The organism is Streptomyces regalis (assembly GCF_001509475.1).
Classification (GTDB): domain Bacteria; phylum Actinomycetota; class Actinomycetes; order Streptomycetales; family Streptomycetaceae; genus Streptomyces; species Streptomyces regalis.
Genome location: NZ_LLZG01000130.1, coordinates 21,295 through 42,488 on the forward strand (window position 1 = coordinate 21,295; position 21,194 = coordinate 42,488).

The following is a 21,194-nucleotide window of genomic DNA, read 5'->3' on the forward strand; positions in this document are numbered from 1 at the left end:
CCGATGACGGCTGCCGGCGACGAGATGTACGCCCTGGTGGAGCGGATGTACCCGCTCTGCCGCAGCATCACCGGCGACGGTGTGCGCGCCACCCTGGACATCGTCGGCGAGTACATCCCGCTGCAGGTGCACGAGGTGCCGACCGGCACGCAGGTGCTCGACTGGACCGTGCCGCAGGAGTGGAACATCCGGGACGCGTACATCGCCGACCCGGACGGCCACCGGGTCGTCGACTTCGCCGCGTCCAGTCTGCACGTGCTCGGCTACAGCGTGCCGGTGTCGAGGACCATGCCCCTGTCCGAGCTGCGCGCGCACCTGCACACCCTGCCGGACCACCCGTCCTGGGTGCCGTACCGCACCAGCTACTACAAGCCGGAATGGGGGTTCTGCCTGACCCAGGAGACCCTGGACGCGATGCCGGACTGCGAGTACGAGGTGCGCATCGACTCCACGCTCGCCGATGGCCACCTCACCTACGCCGAGCACGTGGTCCCCGGGCAGGTCCCCGACGAGGTGATCGTCTCCTGCCACGTCTGCCACCCGTCGCTGGCCAACGACAACCTGGCCGGCATCGCGGTGGCGGCGTTCCTGGCCCGGGCGCTGGCGGCGCAGATGCCGTACTACACCTACCGGTTCCTCTTCGCGCCCGGCACCATCGGGGCGATCACCTGGCTGGCCCGCAACGCCGAGCGGGTGGAACGGGTCAAGCACGGCCTGGTGCTGGCCTGCGCCGGCGACCCGGGCAGCCTGACGTACAAGCAGAGCAGGCGCGGCGACGCGGAGATCGACCGGGTGATGCGGCACGTGCTGGCCGCCTCCGAACGCCCGCACCGCGTCACCGAGTTCACTCCGTACGGCTACGACGAGCGGCAGTTCTGCTCGCCCGGGTTCAACCTCGGCGTGGGCTCGCTCACCAGGACCCCGTACGCGGGCTACCCCGAGTACCACACCTCGGCGGACAACCTGGACTTCGTCTCTCCTCAGGCGATGGCGGACACGCTCGCCGTCTGCCGCGAGGCCTTCACCGTGCTTGACCGCAACCGCCAGTACGTCAACCTCAGCCCGTACGGCGAACCACAGCTGGGCCGACGCGGGTTGTACGACGCGCTCGGCGGCCGCAGCGACACCAAGCAGGCCCAGATGGCCATGCTCTGGGTGCTCAATCTCTCCGACGGCGAGCACAGTCTCCTGGACGTCGCCGAGAGGTCCGGGCTGCCGTTCAGCGCCGTCGCCGCCGCGGCCGACGCCCTGCACGGCGCCGGACTGATCAAGGCATGACGCCGATGAGCACCGAGGGGGAGAATCCGCAGACAACGGTGCCGCCGGCCGGATCCGCCCGGCGGGCCCTCGCCGGGCGGCTGTCCTGGGGGCTCGCCGACCAGGCGGCCTCCAGCATCAGCAACTTCGCGGTGGGCATCTACGTGGCCCGCTCGCTGGGGGTGACCGCGTTCGGCGTGTTCAGCCTCGCCTGGGTGACCTACGGCGTGGTGCTCAACGTCTCCCGCGGCCTTGCCACCGACCCTCTCGTGGTGCGCTTCAGCGGTGTGTCGGACGCGTCCTGGCGCGGGGCGGTGGCCCGCTCGTCGGGTACCGCACTCGGCGTCGGTGCTGCCATCGGCGCGGCATGTCTGCTGGCCGGGCTCGGTCTCGGCGGCCGCGTGGGGCCCGCGTTCGCCTGCCTCGGTGTCATGCTGCCGGGGCTGCTGCTGCAGGACGCCTGGCGGTTCTCGTTCTTCGCCGCCGGCGCCGGGCGGAAGGCGTTCGTCAACGATGTCGTGTGGGGCGTCGCGCTCGTCCCGGCCATGGTCGTGGCGGCCCGCGTGGGCAGCGTGGCCGCTTTCGTGCTCGCCTGGGGCGCGTCCGCCACGGTGGCGGCGGGGTACGGCTACCTCCAGTCCGGCATCCGGGCCCGGGTGACCGGGGCGCGCGGGTGGCTTCGCGAGCAGCGCGATCTCGGCTACCGGTACCTGGTCGAGAACACCTGCCTCAGCGGCGCGAGCCAGCTGCGGGCGTACGGGCTCGGCGCGATCGTCGGGCTCGGCGCGGTGGGTGCGGTGCGGGGCGCCGAGCTGCTGCTCGGCCCGTTCCTCGCCGTGCTGATGGGTCTGTCGCTGGTCACCGTCCCGGAGGCGGCACGGGTGCTACGGCAGGCCCCGCACCGCCTTGGCTCGTTCTGCCTCCTGCTGGGTGGCGGGCAGGCCGCCGGCGCGCTGCTCTGGGGCGGGGCACTGCTGCTGATGCCGGACCGGCTCGGCGAGTTCGTGCTCGGTGGCGTCTGGCACGCCGCCGCGGAGCTCATCGTGCCGGTCACTCTCGGCGTCGCGGGCGCCGGCCTCGGTACGGGTGCGGCGGCCGGGCTGCGCGCGCTCGGCGCGGCCCGGCGCAGCCTGCGCTCCCAGCTGTACGCCTCCGCCTGCTATGTCGGCGGCGGCCTCGGCGGGGCGGCCGTCGCCGGCACGGTCGGCTCGGCCTGGGGCGTCGCCGCCGCGACCGTCAGCGGCTCGGCCGTGTGGTGGCTGCAGCTGCGGTCCGCCCTGCGCGAGCACCACCAAGACCCCATCCCCGAAGTGAGGACCTCATGACCGCCCAACCCAGGCTGAGCATCGGCCTGCCCGTGTACAACGGCGAGGAGTACCTGGCCGAGTCGCTCGACGCCCTGCTCGGCCAGACGTACGAGGACTTCGAGCTGGTCATCTCCGACAACGCCTCGACCGACGGGACCGAGGGCATCTGCCGCAAGTACGCCGCGCAGGACTCGCGCATCCGGTACATACGGCTGCCCCGGAACATCGGCGCCGCGCCGAACCACAACTACGTGTTCACCGAGTGCCGCGGCGAGCTCTTCAAGTGGGCCTCGCACGACGACCTGTACGCCCGCGACCTGCTGCAGCGCTGCGTATCGGCCCTTGACGAGCGGCCGGACGTGATCCTCGCGCACTCCGACCAGGCGGTCATCGACGGCGACGGCCAGGTGAAGGTCCCGTACGAGTACGGGCTCGCCACCGACTCGCCGCACGCGCCGGAGCGCTTCCGCAGTCTGCTGTTCGAGCCCGGTGGCGACGACTTCTACGGGGTGATGCGGGCCGACGTGCTGCGCCGGGTGAAGCCGCACGACAGCTACCACCACGCGGACCGTACGTTCGTCGCCGAGATCACCCTGCACGGGCCCTTCCACCAGGTGCCTGAGCTGCTGTACTTCCGCCGCGACCACCCCACCCGCGCCGAGCGGGCGAACCCCAGCAAGCGCTCCCGGTGCGTCAACCTGGACCCGCGCCGGGCAGGCCCGCTGCACCCGACGCCCCGGCTGCTCGCCGAGTACGTCTGGGGCTTCGCCTCGGCGGTCCGGCGGGCCCCGTTGTCCCCGGCCGACCGGCGCGCGTGCTACCGCCACCTGGCCGCGTGGATGACCAGCCGGGTCCGGCCCGGCGCCGGCGAGCGGGTCGAGGACCGAGCCCCGGTCGACCCGGCCAAGCTCACCGTCTCCGTCGACGCCCTCGTCGCCGGACGTGAGGGGAGGCAGGCGTGACGCCTGCGGACGAAACCCCGGTGCGCGTCGGGGTGTTCGGCCTGCTCGGCTCCGGCAACCTCGGAAACGACGGTTCGCTCGAAGCCGTGCTCGGTTACCTCCGCGCCGAGCATCCGGAGGCGGCAGTGGACGCGTTGTGCGGCGGGCCCGAGGCCGTCACGACCCGGTACGGGATCCCCGCGACGCGGCTGCACTGGTACCGCGGGGAGTACCGGACCGCGTCACGTGCGGGCGCGATCGCGGGTAAGGGCCTGGGCAAACTCGTCGACGTCTTCCGCACCGCCGCCTGGGTGCGCCGGCACGACGTGGTGATCGTGCCGGGCATGGGCGTCCTGGAGGCCACGCTGCCGCTGCGGCCGTGGGGCTTCCCGTACGCGCTGTTCCTGCTCTGTGCGAGCGGCCGGCTGTTCGGCACCCGGGTCGCGCTGGCCGGCGTCGGCGCCGCCCCGATCGGCAACCGGCCCACCCGAACCCTGGTGCGCTGGTCGGCACGGCTGGCCACGTACCGGTCGTACCGGGACACCCAATCCCGCGACGCGATGCGGAAGATGGGCGTGGACACCGTGCGCGACAAGGTGTACCCGGACCTGGCATTCGCCCTGCCGACGCCGCCGGCGAGCGCGCACGCGAGCCGGCCGGGCCCGGTCTGCGTCGGTGTCATGGACTTCCACGGCGGCAACGACGACCGCGCGCGGGCCGAGGAGATCCACCGGCGCTACCTCGACGGGACAACCCGCTTCGTCCGCACGCTGGTCGAGGACGGCAGGCAGGTCCGGCTGCTCACCGGCGACGAGTGCGATGCGCCCGTGGTCGCCGCGATCCTCGACGCGGTGGACTCACCGCTGGTCACCGCCGCCGAGCCGGCCTCGCTGGCCGACCTGATGAAGGAGACGGCGGCTGCCGACGCCGTGGTGGCGACCCGGTACCACAACCTGATCTGCGCGCTGAAGGCCGGCACACCGACGCTCGCACTCAGCTATGCGGCGAAGAGCGACGCGCTCATGGATCGGATGGGCCTTGGCACCTACTGCCACCCGGCTCGCGAGGTCGACGCCGACCGGCTGCTGGAGCAGTTCCGGGAGCTGGAGCAGCGATCGGCTCAGCTGCGGCGCACCCTCACCGAGCGGAACCTGACCGCCACCCGGCAACTCCAGGACCAGTTCGCGGAGTTGACTGCGGCCCTGTTCCCGACGACCGACCAAGACCGAGCCCGGGCCCACGCCCGCGCTCGGCAGGAGGCCCCGTGAAAGCGACCCAAGTCCCGGAAATCTCAGGCGCGTTCCTCTTCGAGCCGACGCCGTACGCCGACGAGCGCGGCTTCTTCTGCCGCACCTTCGACGCCGACGTGGTCCGCTCGGTGGGCCTCGACCCGAACGCCTTCGTCCAGGACAGCGTGTCCCGCTCCGCGCGAGGCGTGCTGCGCGGCCTGCACCTGCGCTCCGGCGCCGGCGAGGCCAAGCTGGTGCGGTGCTCGTACGGGAGGATCTTCGACGCCGTCGTGGACCTGCGGCCGGACTCGCCGACGTACCTGGGCCGGGCCTTCTTCGAGCTGTCCGACGAGACGCAGGCGACCCTGTACATCCCGGCGGGGTGCGCGCACGGCTTCCAGGCGCTGACCGAGACCGCCGACACCTCGTACCGGATCGACCGCCCGCACGATCCGGCCGAGGACGTGACGATCGCCTTCGACGACCCGGAGCTCGCCGTTCCCTGGCCGCTGCCGGCCACATCGATGTCCCAGCGGGACCGGGAGGCGCCGAGCCTCGCCGAGGTCCTGAAGCAACAGGAAAGGTGAAGTCGGCGTGGACACCGAAGAGTTCCTCCTCCCCCGGTCGCAGGCCGCGAACGAGCGGCTGCACGCCCTGATCCCCGGCGGCGCGCACACCTACGCCAAGGGCGACGACCAGTACCCCGAGAACCTGGCCCCGGTCATCAGCCACGGCCGCGGTGCCCACGTATGGGACGTCGACGGCAACCGCTATATCGAGTACGGCTCCGGCCTGCGCTCGGTCAGTCTCGGCCACGCCCACCCCCGCGTGACCGAGGCGGTGCGACGCGAGCTCGACCGCGGCAGCAACTTCGTCCGGCCGTCCATCGTGGAGGTCGAGGCGGCGGAACGCTTCCTGGCCACGGTGCCGACCGCCGAGATGGTGAAGTTCGCGAAGAACGGCTCCGACGCCACCACCGCCGCGGTGCGCCTCGCCCGCGCCGCCACCGGGCGCCCGCGGGTGGCCCTCTGCGCCGACCATCCGTTCTTCTCCGTCGACGACTGGTTCATCGGTACGACGCCGATGTCCGCCGGCATCCCGGAGTCGACCAACGAGCTCACCGTGACGTTCCCTTACGGCGATCTGGCCGCCACGGAGGAGATGCTCACCCGGTACCAGGACGAGGTCGCCTGCCTGATCCTCGAACCCGCCACCCACACCGAGCCGCCGCCCGGGTACCTCACCGGCCTGCGCGAGCTGGCCGACCGGCACGGCTGCGTACTGGTCTTCGATGAGATGATCACCGGCTTCCGCTGGTCCGAGGCGGGCGCCCAGGGCCTGTACGGCGTCGTGCCCGACCTCTCCACGTTCGGCAAGGCGCTGGGCAACGGGTTCGCGGTCTCCGCGCTGGCCGGGCGCCGCGACCTGATGGAGCGGGGCGGGCTGCGTCACTCCGGCGACCGGGTGTTCCTGCTGTCCACCACGCACGGCGCGGAAACGCACTCCCTGGCGGCCGCGATGGCCGTGCAGGCCACCTACGTCGAGGAGGGCATCACCGCGCGGCTGCACGCCCTCGGCGAGCGGTTGGCCGCCGGTGTCCGCGAGGCCGCGGCCGGCATGGGCGTCGGCGACCACATCGTCGTCCGGGGCCGGGCCAGCAACCTGGTCTTCGCCACCCTCGACGAGAACCGGCAGCCGTCGCAGCAGTACCGCACCCTGTTCCTGCGCCGCCTCCTCGCGGGCGGGGTGCTGGCCCCGTCGTTCGTGGTGAGCAGTGCGCTCAGCGACGCCGACATCGATCACACCGTCGACGTGGTGGCCCAGGCATGTGCGGTGTACCGGAAGGCACTGGACGCCGCCGACCCCGCCCCTTGGCTGGGGGGACGACCGGTGAAGCCCGTATTCCGCCGCTTGGCGTGACGTGACGTGACGTCAGCGATGCTCCCGCCGACCGGCGTCGGCCATCCGGTGATCGACCAGCCGGTCGGCCATCCGGTCGACCAGCCACGCGGTCGCCGGTACCACCGCCAGCGCGGTGCACCAGCCGCCGAGGACATCGGTCGGATAGTGCGCGCCCAGGGCGACCTGTGCCCAGCCCATGGCGGCGCCGGCAACCAGCGCCGCGGCGAGCACGAGTGTCATGCCTGCCGTCCTGCCGAGGCCGAGCCGGCCGGTCGCGAGCAGCGCCACGATGAGGGCGAGCGCGGTGAGGAAGGCGGTGTGCCCGCTCGGATAGGACAGGTTGCCGTCGCCGTGGATGGTGCGTCCCACCAGGGGCTTGAGCAGCGTCGTCGTCCCCACGGTCATGGCGGCGCCGCCAACGACGAGCACCGCCGCGCGAGGACGCCGGAGCAGCAGACAGCCGGTCACGGCAGCGACGATCAGCATCGCTGCTCCGGCGGGCTCGCCCAAGAAGTCCGTGGCCAGAGCGACGTACCGCCACGGCGGCCGCACACTGTCCGCCGTCGGCTGGATGATCCACCTGTCCACCCTGCCGGGCTCGCTGTGGCCGGCGTACAGGACCCCGAGCACGCCGACCACCAACGCGGCGAGGGTCGCCATCAGTCCGAGCCACACGCGCAGCGATGGGGCCGGCACCGCGGGCCCCGACCGGCCGGTCACACGCCCCCCGTGTCCGGTCGACCTGCGATGCCTTGCCGTGATCGGCAGATGGTGTTCCCGTGCCGGCGGTCGAGCCGAACACCCCGCTCATGACCGAGACAGGGAAAAGCCCGCACACCGTCGCAGACCATCCGGCAGATGCGATACACCTTCCCCCTCCCGTCGGGCCTTCGGCTTCTGCGGATGCCAACTCCCCGATGCCAACTCCCCACCAGCAAGCCCCTACTTGCCACCCTAACCAACCAATGAAGTGGACGCGGGCCTCTACCTCGGCCTGATCGGCGTCTGCGAATTCAAGGGGGCGAACACACAACACATGGCGTGCGCATCCCCCGCAATGGCATCGAGTCCAGCGAACCACTCAACCACCGCGACGAGCGGAATCCCCGCAACCACCTGGCCGTAGGACATGGTCCAAGTGAGTGCTCTGAGGGCGCTGTCCAGGTGAGCACGCGATGTTTTCTACTGGCTCCACGATGAAACCCCCAGGTGAGAGACCTGGGGGTTCCTTGTCAACTTCCAGCGGCTTGCCACCGGCCGAGACGCTCAGCGCGTCACCGGCGCCCCGTGCAGCGGAAGTTGGCGGCGTCGTTCGTGCTGCCGTGTCCGTCGTAGTGGGCGACGGCCGGCCACAGGCACAGTGGCCGGCTCATGGACCCGTTCTCGGCGAGCAGCGTGGTGGGGGCCTTGCCCTGTTCGACCCACTTCACCAGGGCCGCCAGTGGGTCGGCCGGGGCGGCGCCGGACCCGCCCCGGCAGTGGCCCACGCCCGGTGCCGTGAAGAGGCGGGCGAACTGCTCGGTCTTGGCCCTGCCGCCCATCGCGGCAGTGACCTGCTGGTAGTAGCTGGTCGTTCCCTGGGGAGGGATCAGCTGGTCGGCCAGCCCGTGCCAGAGGAGCAGTTTGCCGCCGGCGGCGCGGAAGGCACTCAGGTCGGGGGCGTCCGTGCCGACAACGGGGCCCCACTCCTTGTGGGACTGGTCGAAGCCACGGTGCCGGAGCCGCCCCCGAACAGTCTGATCGCGATCAGCAGCTCCTGGAGGTCGACGAGCCTGCGCAGGTCGCACCCCGTCCGTTCCTCGACACGAGCCAGACGGTGATGTGCCGTGTTGATGTGGACACCGAGCCGCTGGGACGCGGCCTTCACGTTCAGATCGTTGGCCGCGTACTCCTCCACCGTCCTGATCAGGGTGCCGTCCGCCCTGGAGTCCTCGGGGACGAAGGTGCGGAGCGCCGTCGGCACGATCCGTGCAGCGGTTTCGTCCGCTCGGAGGGTCAGGTAGTCGAGCACGCTGAGATCGGACAGGCAGATGACGCCACCCTCCGCTGGAAGAGTGCCCAGCGCGGAGACGGCCTCGTGGTACGCCTTTCCCAGGTCGATGACGGTGTCGTACCGCGTGCTGATGCCCACCGCCAGCCGTGTCCCCTGGTCGGCGAGGGTTCGCCAGGCCGTCCTCACGGGTTCCCCGGACAGGGTGCCGGCGCTGTCGCGCAGCGCCCGCACGATCACGATCTCGTCTTGCCGCAGCACGGTCAGCGCACGAGCCGGGTCGCCTGCTGCCTGCCCCAGAAGCAAGGCGGCGGAACGGAAGCCGTAGGGGTCGCCGACGGAACTCACAGGGGCCGCCACCATCACGGCGCACGGCGTGTCGGGATGCAGCCCGGCCTTCGTGGCCGCGGTCAGTCGTGGTCCCGGCGCCGGCTCCCGCCCTGCGATCAGGTCTTCGAGCAGGTCCCGGCGCACCCGGTCGCCCTCCAAGGCCAGGAACTGTTCCTCGTTCAGATAAGCCCGGGCCGCGACCGTACTGCCCCGGTTGATCAGTTCCATGACGAGTCCGCCCGCTTCCAGAGCGACGTCACGCCCACCGGTTCTGCGCACCGCCCAGTCGGCGATCGCCTCCTACATCAGGCGGTGCGCGATGCGCAGCGCGTGCATGAAATCCACGAGGGGCATGCCCTGCCGGGCCCGCCGCGCGGCATGCGGGCGGACGAACGCCACATCCTCGTCCGTGACCGGCCTGCCGTGTGCGAGGCTGACGCTGAGCGCGTCGATCGCCTCCGTCACGTGGGCGACCACGTCGGCCAGCAGCGCTTCGTCCGCGAGGGCGGCGTAACGGGGGATCTCCGCCCGCATGGCCTCCAGAGCCGCCTCGGCCAGCGACAGCCGCTGAGCGGCGACAACGTCGGCCACCTCGCTGAGGGTGGCCACCTCACCTGGTGGGCGCGTCACGGGCTCAGCCTAGGCGAGCCATGACGCTGTCGGGCGCGGAGAGCAGCGTGACGAACCGCCGCTGCAAGGCGTTCGTGCCGCAGTCGCCCCGCGCCGGGGCGGAGGCCGGGGTCGACTTCGGGGGGGGGGCGGTGCGTCTGGCCGGGCAGGCGGCGGGCTGCTACCTCTTCGGGTTCCGCCGCCGTATTCGAACAAGGTCGCGCACCGGCTCTTCGCCTCCGGGGGGCAGGAAGCGTTCTTCACGGGCCATGAGCACACCCTCGGTGTCCTGAGTGGGGCGCCGACCGGCAGATCGCTACGGCTCTTGAAGGCTGCGGTCACGGTCGCCAAGGTGATCGGTTCGCCCGGGAGAGACGCGAGAATCCCGGCCTGGCCGCGCCCGTGAGAAGGGCGGAGTCGAAGGGGATGTCGCCGTCAATGAAGCAAGGCGCGCCGCGACCGGGACGGGGCACACGGCCCCGATGGACCTGCTCCTGCTGGGCCGCGGCGGCCGGCCCGGCGGCCGCCGGAGCCCCGACCGCTGCCAGGATGTTCCGCGGGTCGAGTTCGTCGGCGAGCCGGAGGATGTTGTCCTTCCTGGTAATGGTGACGCTGCCGCAGACCTGCACGGCACCCGGCATGGCCCTCAACGGGCCGCCGTTCATCCGGTTGCGAGGTCCTCCAGTGCGTCGCGCTCCAGGGCTGCGGAGGCGGCGACGACGCCGCCCATGACGGCGCCGCTGACACCGGCCAATGCGACGTCCTGGCCGGTGAGGAGGAGGCCGGGCACGTGGGTGTGGGCGCCGAGGTCACGCAGGGCGAACCGTTGCGGGGTGTGGGCGAAGGACATGAAGTCGCCCCTCTCCCTGCCGAAGAAGTGGTTGAAGCTGAGCGGCGTGGCCAGCTCGGTGTGGTCGATGCGGCCCTCCAGTCGGGGACAGAAGTGGAAGACCTGGCCCAGCAGTTCCTCGGCCAGCCTGCCCTTGAGGCGCTCGTGGTCGGCGCCCCGGCGCATCCAGGCGCTTCCCGCCTACGGCTCGAACAACGACCAGGTGGTCAGCCCCGCGACGTCGATGGTGGTACGTCCCGGATAGAGGCTTTCCCAGGACGGGTCCTTCACGGACGGGAAGGTGATGAAGTACGTCGGCATGGCACGGTGCTCGGGGTCGGCCTCGAACGCGGATATGTTGTCGTCGATGTCGGGTCCGGCGTGGGCCCAAATGTTGGCCGGATCCAGGTCGAGCCGGTCGCCGGATTCCCGGATCCCGATGTTGAGCATGACGTACGTCTGTGAAAAGCCGACGCTGTGCAGCGACTCGACGAGCCGGGCGGCTTCGGGAGTGCGGTCCGGCAGCAGCCGGATCAGGGTGTTCAGCGCACCGGACGCTGGCCCGTCGCCGGGCCAGGGCGATGACGGCCTGAACGTGCTTGCAGCCCTCGCCCCGCTTCTTGAGGTAGAAGTCCCGGTTGGACGATGGGAATGGAACTGCCCATCGTGTGGCAACAGTGGCTGGCCCGTCATGACCGGATCACAGACGTCCTGCCCACGGTACCCCTGGTCGTGATCGCCGCGGCGGCGACCGCCGCCGGTCAGGACGGCTGGCAGGAGCCTCGTTGGCATGAGGTCGTGTGGACAGCGCCGTCGTGCATGCCTCTGGCCTTCCGGAGCCGCTGGCCGCTGGGGGTCGCCCTGTTCAGGGTGGCGGGCGACCTCACGCTGATGGCCGTCGCCTCGCACATCGCGCCGCCCCCGACGGCGAGCCTGATCGCCCTGTACACCCTCGCCGCCCTCGGCAGCCGACGCACCGCGTGGACGGTCGGGGTGGCCGCGGCCGTGGCGATCACCGGTGTCCACGCCGCCACCCATGCGGAGTCCGTGGTGGCGGGGGCCAGTCTGCTGCGGTTGGACTTCGCGCTCGCGGCCACCGCTCTGGGCCGTGCCGTGCGCAGCCGCCGGGAGAACCTCGCGGCGGCCCGGGAACGCGCGGAGCGTGCCGAGCTCATGCAGGAAGTGGAGGCCCGGCGCCGGGTCACCGAGGAGCGCGTGCGCATCGCGCGCGATCTGCACGATGTCGTCGCCCACCACATCAACCTGGTCAACGCCCAGGCCGGTGTGGCGCACCACCTCATGCGCGCCAACCCCGAGCAGGCGTACGAGGCGCTGGCCCACATCAAGGACAACAGCCGCGCTGCCCTCGACGAACTGCGCGCCACCGTCGGCCTGTTGTGTCAGCCCGACGACGCGCCGGGATCGCGGGCCACCATCCCGCGCCTGGCCGATCTCGACAGCCTCGTGGGCGGGTTCGAGGCGAGCGGGCTGTCCGTGTCGGTGACCAGCACGGGCGGTCCCTCGCCGCTGGCGCCCGCAACCGACCTGACCGCCTACCGCATCATCCAGGAAGCCCTCACCAACACGCACAAGCACGCGTCCGCGTCCCGCGCCTCGGTGGTCCTGGACTACGGCGTGCACTCAGTCCGGGTCACCGTGACGGACGACGGACGCCCGGGCGCACCGAAGGGCGCGGGCAGCGGCCACGGACTGTTCGGCATGCACGAGCGCGCCACCGCCATCGGCGGCACCGTCACCGCCGGCCCGCGTCCCGAAGGCGGCTTCCAGGTCGTCGCCGAGCTGCCGCTCTCGCTCTCTTCCGCAACTGCCTGACACCCCGTGAGGAACCACCGCCCATGACCATTCGCGTCCTGCTCGCCGACGACCAGGCCCTGCTCCGCGGCACCTTCCGGCTGCTCATCAACGCACAGCCCGACATGGACGTCGTCGCGGAGGCCTCCAACGGGAGGGAGGCGGCCCAGCTGGCCCTGTCCGAGCGCGCGGACGTCGTGGTGATGGACATCCGGATGCCCGAGGTCGACGGCATCGAGGCCACGCGGCTGATCGCTCAGGACGAGGATCTGGCCGGAGTCAAGGTCCTCGTCCTGACCACCTTCGAGGAGGACGACCTGGTCATCGAAGCCCTCCGGGCAGGCGCGAGCGGCTTCCTGGGCAAGGGCGTCGAACCGGCGCAGCTCCTCGACGCCAGCCGTACGGTCTCGCTGCGCAGGTCACGGATCGTCCGGGCGAGGTAGGGGTTGCGGCAGGCGGCGATGACGGCCTGGTCGAAGCCCTCGGTCACCTCGTAGAACTTCTGGTAGGACCGCGCCTGCGCGGCGGCGTCCAGTGCACGGAAGGACGCGTCGAACTCCTCCAGCCGCTCCAGCAGTTCACGGAACGGCACCAGCACGCGCTCGTCGGCCGCCCCCGCCGACGCGACCGACGCGGCCGCACGCGGCTCCAGGAGCATCCGGAACTCGAACCGGGCCCGCACTCCGCCCAACGAGATCGCGGCCACCCGGGCCACCTCCCCCGGCACGAAATCGACCAGCCCCTCACGGGCCAGCCGCCGGATCGCCTCCCGCACCGGCGTCCGCGAAGCACCCAGCTCCTCGCCCAGCTGGACCTCGCTCAGCTTGGCCCCCGGCCGCAGCCGCAGCGACTCGATGTCACTCTTCAGCTGCTCGTAGACCGCCTCACTCTTACCGGTTGCCCGAGCCACGGAACTCCTCGCCGATCCTGCCGCACACATTTGTGTATACAGACTGGCGAGGTCATCCGCCCAAGGGTTCACCACCAGGAGAAGCGGCCCAGGGCCTGCCGCGCCCCCACGCCGGCCGGTGTGCGACGGCAGCCCGTGCGGCGGCCGAAGGAGTGCAGCCTGCCACCGATACCTCACCGGCAGCTGCAGACCCGCTGGGCCAGCCGCTGGAAGACCGCGCTTGACGCCTTCGGCGTCACCTTCGACGGCCACCTGTCGGCCAGCCCGTCAGTAACCCCAACGGTCCTGGTTGTACCGTTCGGTCGCCCCCTGCGAACAGGGCGGGGCAGGCCGAGGTCCGGCCTGCCCCGCCCTGGGGCTCACAGCGTCAGGGTCAGTTGATCTTCACCAGCTTCCACTGCTGGTTGGTGGCGCCGGTGGTGGGCCACTGGACGATGCCCGCGCCGTCGGCGGTGGAGTTCGCGTCGATGGCGACGTTGTAGGCGTTCAAGCGCGACTCGATGGTGAAGTTGCCGTTGTCGGCCGGGGCGATCTGCCACTGCTGGTTCGGCTGGCCGGTGGGGGTCCACAGCTGGAACTGGGTGTTGGGCGAGGTGGTGGCGAAGGGGATGTCCAGCGCCTTGTTGCCGGCGACACCGGTGATGGAGTAGTAGCCGGCGCTGTTGCGGGCCAGCCTCCACTGCTGGTTGGTGCTGCCGGTGTCGGTCCACTGAATGATCGGCGTGCCGTTGGCGGTACCGCCTCCGGAGGCGTCGAGCGCCTTGCTGCTCCGCACGCTGACGATCTTGTAGGTGCCGGAGAGGTCGGGGATCGTTCCGGGGGTGATGGACAGGTTGGAGTACTGGACGGGGTAGTACCCGGCGGTGCCGAGGCCGGCCAGGCCGCCGCCGAAGCTGTTGTCGGTGACCGTGCCGACTGTGTTGCCGTCGATCTTGGCGGTGATCGTGGAGCCTTGGAAGCCGAGGGACAGCTTGTGCCAGGTATTCGTGCCCGGGGCGGACACGGTGCCGCTGGCCAAAGTGGTCCAGATCCAGGTGTTGTTCGTGGTCCAGCTCGTCTTCAGCACCGACCAGGCGCCGGTGTCGGACAGGCGCAAGTGGTAGGCGTTCAGACCACCGTTGTTACGGCCCTGGGTGCCGACCCGGCCGAGGATCTCGGCGGCGCTGCCGCTCTTCTCCAGCAGCACGTCCGAACTGACCGTGTAGTTGCTCCAGCCCAGCTCGCCCATGATCGTGTAAGGCTGGGTGCTGTTCTCATGGGTCCACTTGATCGGCTGGACCTGTGCCATCTGGCGCAGGCACTGGCCGGTGCGCCCGCCGGCGCAGGAGGCCGACTCGAACGCGCCGTTCATGGTGGCGAAGTACTTGGCCTCGCGTCCGGCGCTGTAGCCGGCGAAGGTGTCCGAGTACGGCAGCGCGAGCTGGCTGCGCTGGGGGGAGGTGACCGTGCCGGGGAGTTGCCCGCTGGTGGTGGTCACCGTGTAGACACGCCCGGGCTGCAGGGTGAGCGTGTACGTTCCGTTGGTCGCCGTCAGGTCGGCGCCGCGCACCATGCTCGGCGTGTCCTTGCCGGGCTGCGACAGGTCGGTGGACCACACCCGCAGGGTGCCGCCGGGAAGCCCGCCCGCCACCTTGAGGTTGACCGTCTGCGCCTCGGTGGCCTGCGTCGTCTCCAGGACAGTGCTCCAGGCGCTCTTGTCGGGGGCGGCGTAGCTGACGTAGCTGCCGTTGACGCGGTTGCCCGCCAGGTAGCCGCCGGCGGTGTCGAGGTACTTCCAGCCGGGCGAGGTGAACTGGGTCGTCTGCGCGATGACCCAGGCGGTGCGGCCCACGCGGTAGTTGCCGGACCAGGGCTGGTTGGCGTTGACCAGGCCGACGGTCTCGAAGTCGAGGTTCTGGTAGATGGACGCGACGATCGGCCAGTTGATGTACGCGGTGGTCTTGGCGTCGAGGTAGCCGCGGTTGAGGGCGCGGGCCACCGGCGCAGCACCGGTCTCGGCGTCCTGCGATCCGTTCTCACTGGCCCAGATCGGCTTGCCGAGGGTCTGGGCATCGGAAGTGGACGAGCAGGTCGTCATCGCGGAGATGCCACCGCATGTGTAGTGGCCGCCGGCGATGTCCACGGCGTCGTACAGGGCGTTGTTGTTCTTCATGTCGGTGGCGATCTTCCAGGCGTTGTCTCCCCAGTTGTCGCCGCCGACCAGCTTGACCGAGGAGTAGCCGTTCGCCCGCAGGGCCGACTTCAGGCTCACGTACCAGGAGGCGACGTAGTCCTTCTCGTTCCAGCCACCGAGGTAGTCGACCGTCAGATTGTGCTGCTTGGCGCAGTTCAGCCAGGACACGTAGTAGTCGATCATGTCCTGGGAGTGGAAGGTGCCGTTTCCGATCCAGCCGGGCGCACCCCAGGGCATGCCGAGGATCTTGATGCCCGGGTTACGGGCCTTGGCCTGCTCCATCAGCCACCACTGGTAGCCGGCGTCGCAGTTGACGGTGCCCCTGGTGTGCTGGTGGCTGGCCTCGGCGCCGTTGGTGGAGTTGGTGTCACCGCCTATCTCCACCTTGAGGATCTGCAGGTTCGCGCCGTAGCCCGGCTTGAACAGGTAGTCGAGGACCTGGTCGCGCTGAGTGGCCGGGTAGTCGTACAGCAGGCGCGTGTTGCCGCCGCCTCCGCTGATCGCTCCGACACCGTCGAAGGTACGGCCGCTGCTGGTGCCGTCCACGGTGATCGCGGTGTTGGTCGCGGCATACGCGGGCGACGGTGCTCGCCCGGTGAGCCCCCTCCCCCGAGGACCAGGCGCTGATCGCCTCGCTGAAGCGGAACGGCTGGACCGGACCGCTGAACTGGTACCGCAACTTCGACCGCAACTGGGAGCTGCTGGCCCCCTACGACGGCCGCACCGTCGACCAGCCCGCCCTGTACATCGGCGGCGAGAAGGACCCGGTACTGCAGTTCATGCCGCCGTCGCTGATGGACGGCCACGTCACCGACCTGCGCGGCGCCGACATCCTGCCCGGGGTGACGCACTGGATACAGGAGGAGGCCCCTGATCAGGTCAACCGACGTCTGCTGGACTTTCTGGCGGGGCTCTCGGAGCAAACCGCCGACTGACCGGTATCGGGCCGCGAGGGACACGGCAGGCGGACTCCCCAGACGTCCGCGGCCCGGGCCGACCTGACCGACCAGGCGGCGTCAGCCGTCGCGCAGCGCCTTGCGCGGCGTCTCGCATCGGATGCGGGCAGGTTTCGTAGTCGCCGGGCTCTTGCACGACGGCCCCTACTGATCCGAAACCCAATCGGTTCTGTTCGAGAACGTAGCAGACGTGGGCGCCGCCGAAGTAGCCGCGGACGATGTGCGGCCGACGCCGGCGGCCCGGAAGAACCGGCATGTGCCGCCCGAGAGTCGGGCCTGGTCGCGGGCCCGGCTGCGCATGGGCAGGCTGCGTCTGAGGGCGGCGTTGACCAGTTCGTCGGGGTTCAGCTCCGGCGAGTACGACGGCAGGAACGTGCAGCTCGATCCGGTCGGGGTGATCGGCGAGCCCAGGCGCGGACGTTACGGGAACAGTGCGCGGAGTAACAGCGACCGCACAAGGCGCGCACCTCAGCGCCAGCGGTGCCGCCGCCACATCTCAATCAGCAGCAAGAGCCTGCCCGCCGGGCAGCTGACGGAGACCCTCACGGCGTGCCCTGTCTGGTCAGCAGCGCCTGAGACGGCAGCGTGCTCGGTGCCACCCTGGGGCGGACTGGGGGCAGCCACCGGCACCAGCTTGCCCCGGGTAGCTGCTCGGATCGGCCCACCATGGTCCCTGAACGGCTTCGATCGAGCGTGCGTTTCGCCGAAGTGGCACGTGCAACTTCCATGGACACCACAGATACGTCACGCGAGCCTGTTGCCGAACCCGGAACACACGCCGCCGCCCGATGCCAGGGCGTGCCAGCGGGGAGACGCGCCGGACAAATACTCCCGATGCATCCGAGGCGTCGATTTCCGCTGCCGACGGACTTCTGACTGCATTTGGAGCCCGAAATGCCGGAATTATCCCCCGGGCGTCAGACAGGGACGACAATACTTACAGCCCCGATTCGACCCGGACAGTTTGTTCAGCGAGAAAACATGGCCTCTGACCTGCGGAAATAAAGGGCGGCAGACGAGTCGGGCTATACGCCGGGTATTCCTGGAGCACCTTTCTGACCTGCGGCTTTACGGGATCGGACCGGTTGTGACCTGCTAGGACGGGTTGCAGAGGCGACCGGAGGCAGTCAGAGGAAACCGCTCTGATTCGGCCCCGATTCGACCGAGCTGCTCGGAGCCAGTCAGAGGCAATCGCCCTCTGTTTGGCCCCGAATCGGCCGAGGTCAGGGCGGCGTCGATCAGGCTGTGGCTCCTCTGAAGGCACTCCGAGTCGACCTCGGTCGAGCCGCGATGGGGACGCCTGCCTCCAGTGCGGAGCCAGGCATACACCCCTGTGCCTTCAGTAAGGCCTTCAGTCCATGCGGATGATTCCCCTGCCCAGTGCGGCGGTGACGGCGGCGGTCCGGTCGCGGACGTCGAGCTTGGCGTAGATGTGCAGCAGATGGGTCTTGACAGTGGCCTCCGACAGGCGCAGGGCGCGGGCGATCTGTTTGTTGCTCTGCCCCCGGGCCACGGCGGACAGGATTTCGAGCTCCCTGCCGGACAAGCCGGCGCCCCGCTCGCCGCGCATATGGGCGAGGACCTTGGCGGCCACCGTGGGCGACAGTGCGGCGCCTCCCCGAGCCGCGGTCCGAACGGCCTCGCAGAGCTCGTGTCGTCCGGTGTCCTTGAGCAGGTAGCCGACTGCGCCGGCGTCGACGGCGGCAGTGATGTCGGCGTCCGTGTCGTAGGTGGTCAGGACGAGTACCCGCACCTCGGGGTGGGCGGCACGGATGGCGGCGGTCGCGGTCGTGCCGTCCATGCCGGGCATCTGCAGGTCCATCAGCACGACGTCGGGTGCGAGTGAGGCGGTCTGGCGCAGTGCCTCGGCGCCGGTGGCGGCTTCGCCGACGACCGTGAGATCGGGCTGGGTGGAGAGCATGGCGGCAAGCCCGTCACGGACCACGGGGTGGTCGTCGGCGAGGAGGACTCGGATCGTGGGACCGGCCGACGTCCTCATGACGCCGGGGCCATCCGCTCGGTGCCCGACACGGCTGAGGGGTCGGAGGCGGAAGGCTCGACCGGGAGTGGCACCGTGACGGCGACGGTCGTACCCTCGCCCGGGGAGCTTTCGACCGCGAACGTGCCGTGCAAAGCGGCAATGCGCTCCCGCATGGTGATCAGGCCAACGCCCGTATGCCGGGCAACGGGTGCGAACCCGGTGCCGTCGTCCTGGATGTCGATCGCCAGGACGTCGCCGAGGTACGACAGCGTGACCGAGACACTCATCGCGCGGGCGTGCCGCCGGGCGTTGGTCAGTGCCTCCTGCACGACCCGCAGCAACTCGCCCTCGGTACTGGGAGGCAGGGCGGCCGGGCGGCCGGTCACAACCGTGTAGGCCTCGGTGCCGGTCTCCTCCGCGAGCAGGGCGGTGAGTTCACGGACCGCCTCTGCCAGGTGCGTGCGGTCCAGTGGCGCCGGGCGCAGAGCGTGCACTAGGCGGCGGCTCTCTGCGAGGTTGTCCCGGGCCGTGCGCATGGCATGCTCGACGCGGCGGGCCGCAGGGGAGTCGAGTGGCAGGTCGTCGCGTGCGGCGTCCAGCAGCATGGCGATGGAGGCGAACCCCTGGGTGAGCGTGTCGTGGACCTCGCGGGCCAGGCGCTGGCGTTCGGCCAGGGTGCCCGCCTGGCGTTCCGCTGCCGCGCGTTCGGCCTGGGTGGCGGTGAGCTCGTCGAGGAGCCGCTGCCGCTTGTGACTCTCGTGATCGAGGGTCGCGACGTAGCAGGTGATCGTGACCGCCACGGCGGTACCAAGTACGCATCCCGTGAGCGCCCGCACGTCGACGGAGCCGTCCGTGGTGAGGCTCTGCCACGACCAGGCGGCGCCCAGCACCAGCACCCCGCCGGCCGACCACCAGGCCCGCCGCAGCCAGTACGGGCTCAGTACCGCCATGGCGACCGGGAGGAACGCGGGGTCCACCGTGGCCATGACCGCCCACCCGGACAAGGCCCCGACGAGGTAGGGCAGCGGCGGGCGGTCGGCGCCACCGCGCAGCGCGATCCAATACGCATACCAAAGGGCGAGCCCCACTGCCGGGCCGATCCGCGACAGCGCGGCGCCGGTCGTCATGTTCGCCCCGGCCAGCGCACCCGGCACGGACAGGGCGAGCACGGTGACGAAGAAGGCGTGCTGCCCCATGCTCTTCCACCGCTGCCGGTCCCACGCCTGTTGCAGTGCCATGGCCTACAGAGTAGGTGCAGCCGCGTAGCGGCAGAATCAGCCGACCAGCGGGGCGGGTTCACCGATCGGTGGACGAAGGACGCGTCGATCGGTCGATGTGCGGGAAGGGCGCGGGCGGCGACGATCGGCCCCACAGCCGACGGCCTGCTGTTCCACCGCCCCTTGTGAGGAACTACCCGTGACCCTGGCCTTCATTCCCAGCCCGTCCGTCAGTGAGGTCCACCTGGGCCCGCTGCCGCTGCGCGGCTACTCACTCATGCTGATCCTCGGCATCGCAGCCGCCGTGTGGCTGGGTGGCCGTCGATGGGCCGCACGCGGCGGAGAGAGGACCGTCGTGACGGACGTCGCTCTGTGGGCGGTCCCCTTCGGCGTGGTCGGCGCCCGCCTCTACCACGTGATCACCTCCAGCGAGCCGTACTTCGGCAAGGGTGGTGATCCGGCCAGCGCCCTGTTCATCTGGGACGGCGGTATCGGTATCTGGGGCGCCGTCGCCGGTGGTGCCGTCGGCGCCTGGATCGGCTGCCGCCGTAGCGGCGTACCGCTGTCCGCGTACGCCGACGCCGTCGCTCCCGGCATCGCACTGGGGCAGGCCATCGGCCGCTGGGGCAACTGGTTCAACCAGGAGCTCTACGGGCGGGCCACCGCCCTCCCCTGGGCCCTGGAGATCGACCCCGCGCACCGGCCTGAGGACACCCCGAACCTGGCCACTTATCACCCGGCGTTCCTGTACGAGTCGTTGTGGTGTCTCGGCGTGGTCGCCCTGATCCTGTGGGCGGATCGCCGTTTCCGTCTCGACCGGGGGCGGGCGTTCGCGCTGTACGCCGCCGCGTACAGCGCAGGTCGCTTCTGGATCGAGTACCTGCGGGTGGACGAGGCCCACCACATCCTCGGCCTGCGCCTGAACGACTGGACCGCGCTGCTGGTTTTCGCCGTTGCCGTCCACTACCTCGTGGCTACGACACGGCGTGCAGCCGGCAGGCGTGACGGCGTCGACGTCGCCGTCTCTTTCAACAAGTGAATGCCACCAGTAGCCCCAAGAACTGACCAATGTCCCTCGCATCCGTTTGGAGTTGCCATGTCCCGTGTCTCTGAGACGCTCCCCTCCCGTCGGGGTCCGATCACGGTGGCGGGAGGTGTGTTCGTCGCCTTCCTGCTGTCCTCTCTGGTGAACGCGTTGATCGCCGTACTGGCGCACGCGCTCGGTGCACCGGACGACTTCGGCCCGTTGGAGCCCTCGTCGTACGTCTCTCTGACCGCGCTGGGAGTGCTGGGAGGATCCGTCGGGTGGACCCTCGTCCGCAGGTTCTCCCCCGATCCCGAACGGCTGCTCCGCCGACTCGTCCCGTCGGTCGTCGTGTTGTCCTTCGTGCCGGACTTTTTCCAGTTCGGCGAGGGCGAGGTGACCGGTGTGGTGGCGCTGCTCCTGATGCACGTCACGGTCGCGGTGATCACAGTGCCGACGTACTACAGGGTCATGCCACTGAGCTCGGTTCGGTGACCAGGCGCCAGTCGGCACCTGGGCCCCGCTGGTCGCGCTCACGCGCTCCGTGAACTCGGGAACCCGTACGTCCCTAACCTCCGACCGGCGCCTTGTTGCAAGGTGCCTCTGCCGCCTGCCGGTGCGCTCAACATTCCCTACGTTGTTCTGCGGGACAGGGCGAGCCCTGCGTATGGTTGGCCCACCCAGGGGCATCGGGTGTGGCTTTCAAACTTCTGCCGCTTGTGGCTTC

Annotated in this window: 19 protein-coding genes and 2 pseudogenes; 11 read left to right on the forward strand and 10 right to left on the reverse strand. The window is 70.5% G+C overall.

Annotation, left to right across the window (positions count from 1 at the left end; all coding sequences use genetic code 11):
- Positions 1–3: 3 nt before the first annotated feature.
- Genes ADL12_RS18480 through ADL12_RS18505 form a run of 6 tightly spaced genes read left to right on the forward strand, consistent with a single transcriptional unit; the run spans position 4 to position 6,654 of the window.
- Complete coding sequence (locus ADL12_RS18480; protein ID WP_062703780.1) at positions 4–1,278, forward strand: DUF4910 domain-containing protein; 1,275 nt, start codon at positions 4–6, stop codon at positions 1,276–1,278.
- Positions 1,275–2,582 (forward strand): MATE family efflux transporter, encoded by a 1,308-nt coding sequence (locus ADL12_RS18485; RefSeq protein ID WP_425265112.1) that lies wholly within the window; start codon positions 1,275–1,277, stop codon positions 2,580–2,582. Before ADL12_RS18480 ends, ADL12_RS18485 begins: the two co-directional genes overlap by 4 nt.
- Entirely contained in the window at positions 2,579–3,526 is a 948-nt protein-coding gene (locus tag ADL12_RS18490; protein WP_062703767.1) for a glycosyltransferase family 2 protein, read from the forward strand. Before ADL12_RS18485 ends, ADL12_RS18490 begins: the two co-directional genes overlap by 4 nt.
- A complete protein-coding gene (locus ADL12_RS18495) occupies positions 3,523–4,773 on the forward strand; it encodes a polysaccharide pyruvyl transferase family protein (protein WP_062703768.1) in 1,251 nt (416 codons plus the stop codon). Before ADL12_RS18490 ends, ADL12_RS18495 begins: the two co-directional genes overlap by 4 nt.
- Positions 4,770–5,321 (forward strand): dTDP-4-dehydrorhamnose 3,5-epimerase family protein, encoded by a 552-nt coding sequence (locus ADL12_RS18500; protein WP_062703769.1) that lies wholly within the window; start codon positions 4,770–4,772, stop codon positions 5,319–5,321. Before ADL12_RS18495 ends, ADL12_RS18500 begins: the two co-directional genes overlap by 4 nt.
- A 7-nt stretch (positions 5,322–5,328) precedes the next feature.
- The gene (locus tag ADL12_RS18505; protein WP_062703770.1) at positions 5,329–6,654 is read left to right on the forward strand and encodes a glutamate-1-semialdehyde 2,1-aminomutase; all 1,326 of its coding nucleotides are present in this window, start codon (positions 5,329–5,331) and stop codon (positions 6,652–6,654) included.
- 12 nt (positions 6,655–6,666) lie between these two features.
- Here the strand turns inward: ADL12_RS18505 and ADL12_RS18510 are convergent, their stop codons facing one another.
- From ADL12_RS18510 to ADL12_RS56505, 6 genes are all read right to left on the reverse strand, one after another.
- The gene (locus tag ADL12_RS18510) at positions 6,667–7,356 is read right to left on the reverse strand and encodes a phosphatase PAP2 family protein (protein ID WP_062703771.1); all 690 of its coding nucleotides are present in this window, start codon (positions 7,354–7,356) and stop codon (positions 6,667–6,669) included.
- A 554-nt stretch (positions 7,357–7,910) separates the two neighbouring features.
- Positions 7,911–8,288 carry a tannase/feruloyl esterase family alpha/beta hydrolase gene (locus tag ADL12_RS54990; RefSeq protein ID WP_244187938.1) on the reverse strand — a complete coding sequence of 126 codons (378 nt, stop codon included), beginning with the start codon at positions 8,286–8,288 and terminating at the stop codon, positions 7,911–7,913.
- Entirely contained in the window at positions 8,285–9,184 is a 900-nt protein-coding gene (locus tag ADL12_RS18520) for a PucR family transcriptional regulator (RefSeq protein ID WP_063806683.1), read from the reverse strand. Before ADL12_RS18520 ends, ADL12_RS54990 begins: the two co-directional genes overlap by 4 nt.
- 72 nt (positions 9,185–9,256) lie before the next feature.
- Positions 9,257–9,586 (reverse strand): RsbRD N-terminal domain-containing protein, encoded by a 330-nt coding sequence (locus ADL12_RS55595; RefSeq protein ID WP_208614563.1) that lies wholly within the window; start codon positions 9,584–9,586, stop codon positions 9,257–9,259.
- A 640-nt stretch (positions 9,587–10,226) separates the two neighbouring features.
- A complete protein-coding gene (locus ADL12_RS56500; protein ID WP_244187935.1) occupies positions 10,227–10,580 on the reverse strand; it encodes a phytoene desaturase family protein in 354 nt (117 codons plus the stop codon).
- 15 nt (positions 10,581–10,595) lie between these two features.
- Positions 10,596–10,844, reverse strand: a complete 249-nt coding sequence (locus ADL12_RS56505) for a hypothetical protein (protein ID WP_244187936.1) — start codon at positions 10,842–10,844, stop codon at positions 10,596–10,598.
- Positions 10,845–11,045: 201 nt separating this feature from the next.
- Between ADL12_RS56505 and ADL12_RS18535 the strand changes: the two genes are divergently transcribed.
- Positions 11,046–12,227: a sensor histidine kinase gene (locus ADL12_RS18535; protein WP_062703774.1), complete on the forward strand. Its 1,182-nt coding sequence runs from the start codon at positions 11,046–11,048 to the stop codon at positions 12,225–12,227.
- A 23-nt stretch (positions 12,228–12,250) separates the two neighbouring features.
- Positions 12,251–12,616 (forward strand): annotated as a pseudogene (locus ADL12_RS18540) (response regulator); the annotation flags it as partial.
- Positions 12,617–12,648: 32 nt separating this feature from the next.
- On the opposite strand, the pseudogene ADL12_RS50525 reads toward ADL12_RS18540, so the two are convergent.
- Both ADL12_RS50525 and ADL12_RS18545 read right to left on the reverse strand, forming a co-directional pair.
- Positions 12,649–13,146: pseudogene (locus ADL12_RS50525) on the reverse strand (GntR family transcriptional regulator); the annotation flags it as partial.
- Between the two features lie 343 nt (positions 13,147–13,489).
- The gene (locus ADL12_RS18545) at positions 13,490–15,835 is read right to left on the reverse strand and encodes an RICIN domain-containing protein (protein ID WP_244187937.1); all 2,346 of its coding nucleotides are present in this window, start codon (positions 15,833–15,835) and stop codon (positions 13,490–13,492) included.
- A 233-nt stretch (positions 15,836–16,068) separates the two neighbouring features.
- On the opposite strand from ADL12_RS18545, the gene ADL12_RS54030 reads away from it, so the two are divergent.
- Complete coding sequence (locus ADL12_RS54030) at positions 16,069–16,224, forward strand: alpha/beta fold hydrolase (protein WP_159053192.1); 156 nt, start codon at positions 16,069–16,071, stop codon at positions 16,222–16,224.
- 1,372 nt (positions 16,225–17,596) lie between these two features.
- Here the strand turns inward: ADL12_RS54030 and ADL12_RS18550 are convergent.
- Complete coding sequence (locus tag ADL12_RS18550; RefSeq protein ID WP_062703776.1) at positions 17,597–18,244, reverse strand: response regulator; 648 nt, start codon at positions 18,242–18,244, stop codon at positions 17,597–17,599.
- Positions 18,241–19,464, reverse strand: coding sequence for a sensor histidine kinase (locus ADL12_RS18555; protein WP_107119955.1), 1,224 nt, complete (start codon positions 19,462–19,464; stop codon positions 18,241–18,243). Before ADL12_RS18555 ends, ADL12_RS18550 begins: the two co-directional genes overlap by 4 nt.
- Positions 19,465–19,642: 178 nt before the next feature.
- Between ADL12_RS18555 and lgt the strand changes: the two genes are divergently transcribed.
- Both lgt and ADL12_RS18565 read left to right on the forward strand, forming a co-directional pair.
- Positions 19,643–20,482, forward strand: coding sequence for a prolipoprotein diacylglyceryl transferase (gene lgt, locus ADL12_RS18560; RefSeq protein ID WP_062703778.1), 840 nt, complete (start codon positions 19,643–19,645; stop codon positions 20,480–20,482).
- A gap of 57 nt (positions 20,483–20,539) precedes the next feature.
- Positions 20,540–20,962, forward strand: coding sequence for a DUF6069 family protein (locus ADL12_RS18565; RefSeq protein ID WP_062703779.1), 423 nt, complete (start codon positions 20,540–20,542; stop codon positions 20,960–20,962).
- Positions 20,963–21,194 lie beyond the last annotated feature (232 nt).

Excerpts from the sequence above, each read along its gene's own strand:
- ADL12_RS18480 (WP_062703780.1), top strand. The coding sequence starts at position 4 with ATGACGGCTGCCGGCGACGAGATGTACGCCCTGGTGGAGCGGATGTAC.
- ADL12_RS18485 (WP_425265112.1), top strand. The coding sequence starts at position 1,275 with ATGACGCCGATGAGCACCGAGGGGGAGAATCCGCAGACAACGGTGCCG.
- ADL12_RS18490 (WP_062703767.1), top strand. The coding sequence starts at position 2,579 with ATGACCGCCCAACCCAGGCTGAGCATCGGCCTGCCCGTGTACAACGGC.
- ADL12_RS18520 (WP_063806683.1), bottom strand. The coding sequence starts at position 9,184 with ATGGAACTGATCAACCGGGGCAGTACGGTCGCGGCCCGGGCTTATCTG.
- ADL12_RS56500 (WP_244187935.1), bottom strand. The coding sequence starts at position 10,580 with ATGCGCCGGGGCGCCGACCACGAGCGCCTCAAGGGCAGGCTGGCCGAG.
- ADL12_RS56505 (WP_244187936.1), bottom strand. The coding sequence starts at position 10,844 with ATGCTCAACATCGGGATCCGGGAATCCGGCGACCGGCTCGACCTGGAT.
- ADL12_RS18535 (WP_062703774.1), top strand. The coding sequence starts at position 11,046 with ATGGAACTGCCCATCGTGTGGCAACAGTGGCTGGCCCGTCATGACCGG.
- ADL12_RS54030 (WP_159053192.1), top strand. The coding sequence starts at position 16,069 with ATGCCGCCGTCGCTGATGGACGGCCACGTCACCGACCTGCGCGGCGCC.
- ADL12_RS18550 (WP_062703776.1), bottom strand. The coding sequence starts at position 18,244 with ATGAGGACGTCGGCCGGTCCCACGATCCGAGTCCTCCTCGCCGACGAC.
- ADL12_RS18555 (WP_107119955.1), bottom strand. The coding sequence starts at position 19,464 with ATGGCACTGCAACAGGCGTGGGACCGGCAGCGGTGGAAGAGCATGGGG.
- ADL12_RS18565 (WP_062703779.1), top strand. The coding sequence starts at position 20,540 with ATGTCCCGTGTCTCTGAGACGCTCCCCTCCCGTCGGGGTCCGATCACG.